Annotated in this window: 6 protein-coding genes and 1 tRNA gene; 2 read left to right on the top strand and 5 right to left on the bottom strand. The window is 56.2% G+C overall.

The window, feature by feature from the left end; translation table 11 throughout:
* The 4 genes from AB7S84_RS14780 to AB7S84_RS14795 form a co-directional block, all read right to left on the bottom strand.
* A partial coding sequence (locus AB7S84_RS14780) for an electron transfer flavoprotein subunit alpha/FixB family protein (protein ID WP_428155382.1) occupies positions 1-919 on the bottom strand: 919 nt, incomplete at its 3' end.
* 75 nt (positions 920-994) lie between these two features.
* Complete coding sequence (locus AB7S84_RS14785) at positions 995-1,774, bottom strand: electron transfer flavoprotein subunit beta/FixA family protein (RefSeq protein ID WP_020876294.1); 780 nt, start codon at positions 1,772-1,774, stop codon at positions 995-997.
* A gap of 343 nt (positions 1,775-2,117) precedes the next feature.
* On the bottom strand, positions 2,118-3,140 hold the full coding sequence (locus AB7S84_RS14790) for an FAD:protein FMN transferase (RefSeq protein ID WP_428155385.1): 1,023 nt from the start codon (positions 3,138-3,140) through the stop codon (positions 2,118-2,120).
* 31 nt (positions 3,141-3,171) lie between these two features.
* Positions 3,172-4,035: a flavodoxin family protein gene (locus tag AB7S84_RS14795; protein WP_020876296.1), complete on the bottom strand. Its 864-nt coding sequence runs from the start codon at positions 4,033-4,035 to the stop codon at positions 3,172-3,174.
* 357 nt (positions 4,036-4,392) lie between these two features.
* Between AB7S84_RS14795 and AB7S84_RS14800 the strand changes: the two genes are divergently transcribed.
* On the top strand, positions 4,393-6,171 hold the full coding sequence (locus AB7S84_RS14800) for an SLC13 family permease (protein WP_020876297.1): 1,779 nt from the start codon (positions 4,393-4,395) through the stop codon (positions 6,169-6,171).
* A gap of 52 nt (positions 6,172-6,223) precedes the next feature.
* Complete coding sequence (locus tag AB7S84_RS14805; protein WP_020876298.1) at positions 6,224-8,179, top strand: GAF domain-containing protein; 1,956 nt, start codon at positions 6,224-6,226, stop codon at positions 8,177-8,179.
* Between the two features lie 84 nt (positions 8,180-8,263).
* Here the strand turns inward: AB7S84_RS14805 and AB7S84_RS14810 are convergent.
* Positions 8,264-8,340: transfer RNA gene (locus tag AB7S84_RS14810), tRNA-Trp, on the bottom strand.
* Positions 8,341-8,926: the final 586 nt, after the last annotated feature.

Consider the following 8,926-nt stretch of genomic DNA (forward strand, 5'->3'; position numbering starts at 1 on the left):
CGAAGAGGTCCCCGACGATGCCGTAGTCCGCCTTGGCGAAGATGGGCGCATCCTCATCCTTGTTGATCGCCACGATCACCTTGGATGAGGACATGCCCGCCAGATGCTGGATGGCCCCGGAGATGCCGCAGGCGATATAGAGGTTGGGGGAGACGACCTTGCCGGTCTGACCCACCTGATCCGAATGGGGACGCCAGCCCTCGTCAACGGCCGACCGGGAAGCCCCAACGGCGGCGCCCAGGACCTCGGCCAGGGCTTCGAGTATGCTGAAGTCGCTGCCGCCCATACCACGACCCCCCGAGACGATGATGTCGGCTTCGGTGAGGTCTGTTTTTTCGGCCTCCAGCTGTTTTTCGACGAATCGGATGGCGGCGTCGCCGACATTGACGTCGATTTTTTCGACGGTTCCGGCGCCTTCGGACTTCCGGATCGCCATGGCGCTGGGCCGGACCGCGATGATGCAGGGATTTCCTTTGAGAGCCAGATCCGCGAGGACCTTTCCGCCGTACATGGGGCGGGTGGCCGTCACATTGCCCTCGTCGACGCGAAGAGCGACGCAGTCCATGGCCAGGGGCGCTTCGAGGCGGGCCGACAGCCGTGCGGCCAGTTCCCGACCCTGTGTCGTCGCGCCGATAAGGATCACGGCGGGATCCTCTCTGCGAACGAGGTCCGACACCACGTTGGCGTAGGCATCGACTGTATATTCCTTCAGGGCCGGGTCATCGGCGACCCATACCGTGTCGGGGCCGTAAGTCCCCAGTTGTTCGGCGATGTCGGTGATGCCGTGGCCCAGTACAACCGCAGCCGTGCCGCACTTCAGGGCCGCCGCCGTCTGCTTTCCTTCACTCAACGCTTCATAGGTCACCTTCCGGAAAGCGCCTTCGATCTGTTCCGTGATAACCAGTACTCCTTGTGCCATTCTGTCGTCTCCTGATATCTGTTCGGGAAAATTCCCGTTATTGTATGATGAACTGCCGACGAAGTTCGTTCCCTGTCAGATCACCCTGGCGTTTTCGTGCAGCAGGTTGACCAGTTTTTCGGCCTTTTCCGCGGCCGATGCGCCGTCGATCATCCGGCCTCCGCTCCGTTCCGGAGGCATTCTCATTCCGAGGATCTCGACCATCGGCGCGATGTCCTCGCCGCTCATACCGAGATCGGCCAGGGTTTTGGTCTCTACAGGTTTCTTCTTGGCCTTCATGATGCCGGGGAGGGAGGCATAGCGGGGCTCGTTCAGTCCGCGCTGGGTGGTGAAGAGAACCGGCAGGGGCGCCTCCAGAACCACCGTTCCGCCTTCGATGGTTCTCCGGCAGCGGATCATGCCGTTTTCGACCGTCTCCTCGATGACCATGGAGATGTGGGGGATGCCCAGAAGCTCCGCCACGGCGGGGCCGACGAGGTAGTTGTCGTCGTCCATGGCCCGCTGCCCCGCGATGACAACATCGTAAGACATCGTCTTCAGGGCCGCCGCCAGAATGCGGGCGGTCCCCAATCCGTCGCAGTCGGCCGCAGCCGGATCATTGATCAGGATGCCCTTGTCGGCACCCATGGCAAGGCCGGTCCGAATAGCTTCCACACTCTTGTTCGTCCCCATGGAGAGAATCGTCACCGTGCCCCCGTGTTTCTGCCTGAGCTGGAGGGCCTCCTCCACGGCAAACTCGTCGTAGGGGTTCATGACCCACTTGACGCCGTCCGGGTTGATGCGTTTCCCATCCGCTGCAATGTTGACGCTCGTCTCCGTGGCCGGTACCTGCTTGAGCAATACGATAATTTCCACTATTTCGTCACTCCCATGTATCATTAATATTGAAAAGTCATTCTTTTTACGGTTTCAGGGTGTTTCCCCCGATTCACTAGACGTTTGAGGTAAAACAAGTCAAAAACCAGTATAACTTATTAGAAATATTCAGTTGTAAAAGTGATAGCAAGTAAACGTAAAGAAATTGTTCCGGATTGTCAACACCTTCTTCATGGAATTGAGGCTGAAGACTGAAGGCTACAGGCTAAAGGGGTGCGTCGATGGCGAACAGGGGCGCTTATCCCCCTTCAGCTCTCAGTTGCTATCCGGTTGTGATCATAAACGTCGAACCTTGAGACGGCACACGAGACCGGTCGATACGTCACGGCTCGGCCCGAAACCCTCTGGAGGGGTGCTCAGACAGGCCGTTCCCGGCTTCTTCGACGATGATCAGGCATTCCACGTCCGGCAGTTGGTTGACCAGCGCCAGACCTTTTTCAGGGCCCATGACCATAAGGGCCGTGGCCAGGCCGTCGGCGAAGGTGCAGGTCGGTGCGATGACGGTAACGCTGGCCACACCGTTCTCGACGGCGCGGCCGGTGCGGGGGTCGAGGACGTGGCTGTAGCGTCGGCCGCCCTCTTCGAAAAAATTCCGGTAGTCCCCGCTGGTGGCAAAGGCGCGGTCGGAAATAGCCACAACCTTGTAAACCTCGGTGGCTCCCGACATGGGTTTCGGGGTGTTGATGCCGATGCGCCAGGGTTTGCCGTCGGCGCGTCGGCCCCGGGCAAAGATCTCTCCGCCGATTTCCACCAGGAAATGCCTGATACCCGCATCCGAGATCACCGCCGCCACCTGGTCCACGCCGTATCCCTTGGCGATGGATGCCAGGTCGATGGTGACCGCTCTGTGATGTTTGATCAGTGCGCCGTCTTTCGTGATTTCAATGTGGCGGAACCCGAGTTTCGGGAGAAGGGCATCGATTTCCTCGGGGTCGGGAACCCGGGGCGCAACCCTTCGGCTGCCGAAGCCCCAGAGGTTGACCAGGGGGTTGACGGTGCCGTCCCACGCACCGCCGGTGAGTTCGTAGAGCTGGGCGGCAGCGGTCATGACCTCCAGGAAATCCGCCGATATCGGAAAGGGGCGGCCAACCTCGGTCATCCGGTTGAAGCGGCTGATCTCGCTCTCCGGATCGTAGGTCGACATGCTGTTGTTGATCTCGACCAGGCGTTTGTTGATTCTCTCTTCGACCCTGCGGGTGTCGTCTTTTGTCACCATCGTGATGTGGAAAGCGGTACCCATGGTCTTTCCCTGGATCTGCACCTCCCTTTCGGGGGATTTTTCGCAGGCGGAAAACAGCGTCGTCGAGAGCACCGTCAATAAAACAAGGCTGTACCGAAGTTTCATGAGAATATCCTTATTGACCCTGATGTCGGCATTATTGACCGTTTTCTGGAGCGGCCGCGGAGGGGCGAATCCATGTCCCCCCCTGGCGGTAATCGAGGCTGATGGCTTTGAGTTCGTCTTTGTGGGTCTTGAACCGAGATTTCATCCCCACCAGCCAATCCCGGTGGGCGACGGCGTCCTCCCGGGTGAGGAAGAGTTCGTGATCACTCCGCTGGATATCCAGGACGGGGGTTTCTCCTGAAAGGCGGAGCGTCCCCGAGTTGCTGCAGAGCATGCAGCGGACGCGATTTTCTCCGAGAAGCCGAAAGGTGTCGCCGCCGCACAGGGGGCAGTGGGGGCCGGTTTTCGGGATCGCCTCGCCAAACAGGGCGTCGGCCGTCTCTTTAGCGCCCATGCGGTTGGACGCATCCATGAAAACCTCTCCGGGCAGAGCCCCGTAAAAAAGCCGGCAGGCCCGGATATCCGCCAAAATCAGCTTCATAAAACTTTCGATCCCGAGCAGCGTGTATCCTTCCCGTCCCGGAATTCCCGCGATGCCGATGCCCACGGCCGGCTTTCCCCACAACTGCCCGGAGTGGCGATAGAGGGCGATGCCCCGATCCAGAAAGCGTTTGAGTCCGGCATTGGGACCGAGAAAATAGGTGGGTGCGGAAACGATCAGGGCGTCCGCGGCCAGGATTGCGTCGACGACGGTCTGAAAGTCGTCCTGAATGACGCAGCCGTCGTCCTGGAGCAGGCAGGCGTAGCACCCCCTGCACGGCTGAATGTCGAAATCCGACAGGCGGAGCAGTTGGAGGTCGTGAGGCTCCGTGACGTTCCGGCTGATTTCCTTGATCATGATTTCGCAATTGCCCAGTTTTCGAGGCGATCCGATGATGCCGAGAATGGTTTTCATTGTTGTCTCCCGTGATGCAGACCTTTCGACCCGTACCGCGCCGGTACCCGGATCCGAAGCTCTGCCGATATGATATTGATATTAATATTTTAATTCCTTTGCATGCGAACTAATCGAGTTGATACTCGAATGTCAACCGAAAAGCGAAGCGTCGTGGATATCGTGCCGTGACGATGACGGATCTTTTTTTAAAAACTCAGCTTTCGACTTTCACAGGCCGGCACCTTTATCCGGTCACCATCATGAACGTCGAAAGTTGGGTAAAAAAAATAGATGCGGTGATAGGCAGCATGCGATAAAATGATTAAATTAAATCAGTCAATATGCCGGGACCGGGTGTGAAGGAAAGGTTTTGCTATGGAGATTTGGATTGTCAGCGCCGTTCTTGTGGTCACCTTTGTCCTTCTGGTGACGGAAAAAATATCGGTCGACATCACTGCCATCGGCGTTATCGCCACTTTGGCGCTTTCGGGGATCCTGACGCCCGTCGAAGCCGTGGCGGGCTTCGCAAATCCGGCTGTCATCACCGTTGCAGCCATGTTTCTCATCAGCAAAGGGATGACCCGTACGGGCGCCGTCGCGCTTTTGAGCGACAGGGTCATCACAGCGGCGGGCGGCAGTGGGGGAAAGGCCATGTTGTTGATGCTCCTGATGACCGGGGTTTCTTCCGCGTTCATCAACAACACGCCCATCGTCGTTCTGTTTATCCCCGTCATCATGAGCATGGGGTGCCGGTTCGGCCTGCATCCGTCCAAGTTTCTCATTCCCCTGTCCTATGTTTCGATTCTGGGGGGCACCTGTACCCTCATCGGCACCTCGACCAATATCATCGTGAGTGATCTGAGCGCCCGATTCGGATATGGCGCCTTTACGATGTTCGAACTTTCCAAGGTCGGCGTACCGCTCGCTCTGCTGGGTATCGGGTTTTTGATGGTCGCAGGGCCGCGGTTGTTGCCGGGAAACACGAATCCGGCTTGCGAACTGGAGCGTGCCGACCGGAAAAAATACCTGACGGAGATCCGAATCGGCCAGGGCAGTCGCCTGCTCGGGCAGCATCCTCCGGAGTTTTTCCGGGAGTTTTATCCCAGCATCGATGCCATCGAATTGATCCGTCGGGAGCGCGCCGTTCAGGTAACGCACACCCGCCTCGCGATCATGGAGGGCGACCATATTCTGGTCAAGGGAAACGCCAACGACCTGGTCCTGCTGCTCCAGGAAACCGGCGTGGCCATGCCTTATCCCGAGAACCCGGGGGATCTGGGCGGAATCGAATCGAAAAACATCACGGTGGAGATCATCATTCCTCCCCAGTCGGACCTCATCGGGCAGCGGCTTCGGGAAATTTTTCTGTTCAATGATCCGGGGATTCACGTCATAGCCGTGGAAAGAAGCGGCCTGCATTATACCGAAACAAAGCTCCGCGATATCCGTCTCAAGATCGGAGATATTCTGCTGGTGAGCATCCCCTGGCGGCGCCTCGAGGAGGTGCGCGCCCACCCGGATTTCATTGTGGTGGAGGATGTTTATCACAAAATTCTGCACCGAAACAAGGCGAGGCGGGCCATGCTCATCTTTGCCGGAATGGTCGTTCTGGCATCGACGGGCATCCTCAACATCATGGTGGCGGCATTGACGGCCGTGGTTTTAATGCTCCTGACGCAATGCCTTCAGATTCGGGAATCCTATCGGGCACTTCAGGGAGACGTGCTGGTGCTTATCGCGGGCACCATCGCCCTGGGGGCCGCCATGGAGAAGACGGGAGCCAGCCGATTTTATGCCGACCTCTTTCTGGGCCTCGTCTCGAACTTTTCACCTCATATGATCCTGGGCGTATTCATTCTTCTGACCAGTATCAGCACCCAGCTTCTGAGCAACAACGCCACCGCCGTCCTCCTGCTTCCTATCGCCGTTTCAACCGCCCTCAAACTGGGGGTGGATCCAAAAGCCTTTATCGTGGGGGTATGCTTCGGGGCGAGCGCCTGTTTCGCGACGCCCATCGGATACCAGACCAACCTTCTGGTTTATGGACCGGGTGGCTATCGTTTTGCCGACTACATGAAACTCGGCATTCCGCTCAACCTCATCATCATCGTCGCCGCTACATGGATGATCCCCTTTTTCTGGCCGTTGCAGTGATCGGAGCCGGAAAGTCGTCGTGACCCGAACAGCGGAAAGCGAGGAAAGTCTTATGAAACCGCCCGGAACCAGAATCGATTATGCTGCGGATGGACGAGACGGGACCGCGCAATGCGCCATGGAGGTGTCCCGAATCATCCTGAGCAGCGCCATTCCGACATTCGCCGTGGACAAGCGACATCGGGTGACGCATTTCAACCGGGCCTGTGAAAACCTTACCGGGATCCGGGCCTCGGACATCATCGGGACCTCGCGCCAGTGGCAGCCGTTTTACGCCCATGAACGCCCCATCATGGCGGACTTCATCATTGACGGCGCACCCGGAGAAAAATTTGACGAATACTATAAGGGAAAATATCGGCCGTCGGAGGTCGTCCCCGGGGCCTACGAGGCCGAGGATTTTTTTCCGGATCTTGGGGAGGAGGGCAAATGGTTGTTCTTTACGGCGGCCCCCCTCAAGGGGACGGATGGGAAGATTGAAGGCGCCATCGTCACCCTCCAGGACGTCACGCGTGAAAAACAGGCTGCCGCGCAGAATCGGGCCATGCTTCGCATCAGCCTTGCGCTGCCCGAGCATCGGGATCTGGGAGATCTTCTGGACTATATCAGCAGCGAGGTCCGATTGCTTCTGGGTAGTGAAGGCGCATTGGTCATCCTCCTGGATGAGAATACCAGGGAATATCATTTCATCGGATCGTCCTATGAGGACGCCGATATCCAGAAACGCGTCAAGGCGCTTCGGTTCAATTTTGATCAGATCGCCGCCGTCGAGGTCATCCAGACGGGAAAGCCAATCATCATAAATGATATCGATCGGTTAAAAGCTTATCCAGACCGAGATCGGAAGTTTGGATACCATACGCGGAATCTGATCGAGGTCCCTATCAAAACAGGCGGTCGAACCATCGGTGTTCTGGCGGCGACCAACCGGATTGACGGCCGGTTTACCCCCAGGGATATCGACTTGTTGAACACCATAGCCGGAACCGTTGCCATCTCGATCGAGAACGCCAAGATATCCGACGAGTTGAAGCGGGCCTACGAGGAGGTATCGGCGCTGAACCAGGCCAAGGACAGGGCCATCAACCATCTTTCCCACGAATTGAAAACACCCGTCTCCATCATGGGCGGTGTCTTCGGACTTCTGGAGGATGTCCTGGCCGGGGTTGCGCCGGAGGAATGGGAGGTGCCCATGAAAATTATCCGTCGGAACATCCGGCGGATCGCCGATATTCAGGCCGAGGTAACCGATATCATGAATAACCGGTACGCGAACGGGCGACGGGGATTGGACGAAGTCTTCGAACAGTATGTGGACCATCTGGCCCTGATCGCAGCACAGGAGGTTGGTTTGCCGCATATTGTGAAGCGGATGCGCGACCGACTCCACGATGCCTTGGGGCTGAGCGGCCCGGGTCCTGCGACCATCCGGATTGCACCCTTCATCCGACACCGCCTCAAATTGCTGAAGCCGCTGTTTGCCCATCGGGAGGTTCGCCTCCAATTCATTGAAAACGCTGACGGAATCGTTTGCATGCCTGAGGACCATTTCGCGAAGATTATCGACGGCCTGGTTCGGAACGGCGTCGAAAATACGCCGGACGGCGGCGAAATCGTCGTCTCGATTACAGAAAAAGATGGGGGTATTCTAGTGGTTGTCCATGATTTCGGTGTGGGTGTCCCGGATGTTTTCCAACGCCGGATTTTCGAGGGGTTCTTTCCGATTCAAAACCCGACGACCTACAGCACCGGAACTCCTTTTGATTTCAATGCCGGCGGGAAGGGGCTCGATCTGCTGCGGATAAAAATCTTTTCGGAAAGATACGGATTCAGCATCCGGATGCGTTCGCGATACTGTCCCCATGCCGCTGCAAGACCTGGCGGGTGTCCCGGCAAGATCTCCCGCTGTGAAGCCTGTGCCGGTCCGGCGGATTGCCGCGGCAGCAGTGAAACTCGGGTGATGTTGTTTTTTCCGGAACCGGAGGGTTTGAATTCAATCGAAAGATGATTTGGATGTGTAGAGATGTAACTCAAATGGCGTCTGTAATAACAAAAAAGACTACAGCAATGCCATAGCCTTCTCTTTTTGGTTTGGCAGGCCAGGTAGGATTCGAACCCACGATCTACGGATTTGGAGTCCGTCGCATTGACCAACTATGCTACTGGCCTGTATTGACGCGTATTGATGGAAAAGGTCTTTAATATAGATTGATGAAATTTTCAAGACCTATTTTCAAGTTCAACCTTCGATGTTCACAGGTCGGCACATCCTTCAGGGCATCATAACGAAACCCGAAAGTTGCGTTAAAGGTTTTTCATTGCCCCTTCGATCTGATGACCCCTTTGAGGTCGACTTCGATATGTAACTCAAATTTCGACTTTCATAGGCCGTATCTATCCGGTCACCATCATGAAAGTCGACAGTTGAGTATGTAACAATACGGACAACCCGGGTTGCCGGAATTTCCATATTGGCAAAAAGCTTAATTTTTACAATGCTTTTGGTGTAAAGTCAAATTAATGTTAAAAAAAGATTAAAAAATTGCTTGACTAAAGGCGAGGGGCCGGATATATATGCCGAGCTTTTTGAGTGAAGCACTGTGGGTTTGAAAAAACAAGTGCTGGAAATTATTGATCTTTGAAAACCAGACAGTAATGAACAAGTTAAGCTCTTTGTCAAGGATATTGAGTAGCCGATTGGCTTTTAGAAGTTTAATTGGCGAGTTTGATCCTGGCTCAGAATGAACGCTGGCGG

The organism is Desulfococcus sp., assembly GCF_050178255.1.
GTDB classification, from domain to species: Bacteria; Desulfobacterota; Desulfobacteria; order Desulfobacterales; family Desulfococcaceae; genus Desulfococcus; species Desulfococcus multivorans.

Bases quoted from the DNA above. Each gene is read 5' to 3' on its own strand.
- AB7S84_RS14800 (WP_020876297.1), top strand. From the start codon at position 4,393: ATGGAGATTTGGATTGTCAGCGCCGTTCTTGTGGTCACCTTTGTCCTT.
- AB7S84_RS14805 (WP_020876298.1), top strand. From the start codon at position 6,224: ATGAAACCGCCCGGAACCAGAATCGATTATGCTGCGGATGGACGAGAC.
- AB7S84_RS14795 (WP_020876296.1), bottom strand. From the start codon at position 4,035: ATGAAAACCATTCTCGGCATCATCGGATCGCCTCGAAAACTGGGCAAT.
- AB7S84_RS14790 (WP_428155385.1), bottom strand. From the start codon at position 3,140: ATGAAACTTCGGTACAGCCTTGTTTTATTGACGGTGCTCTCGACGACG.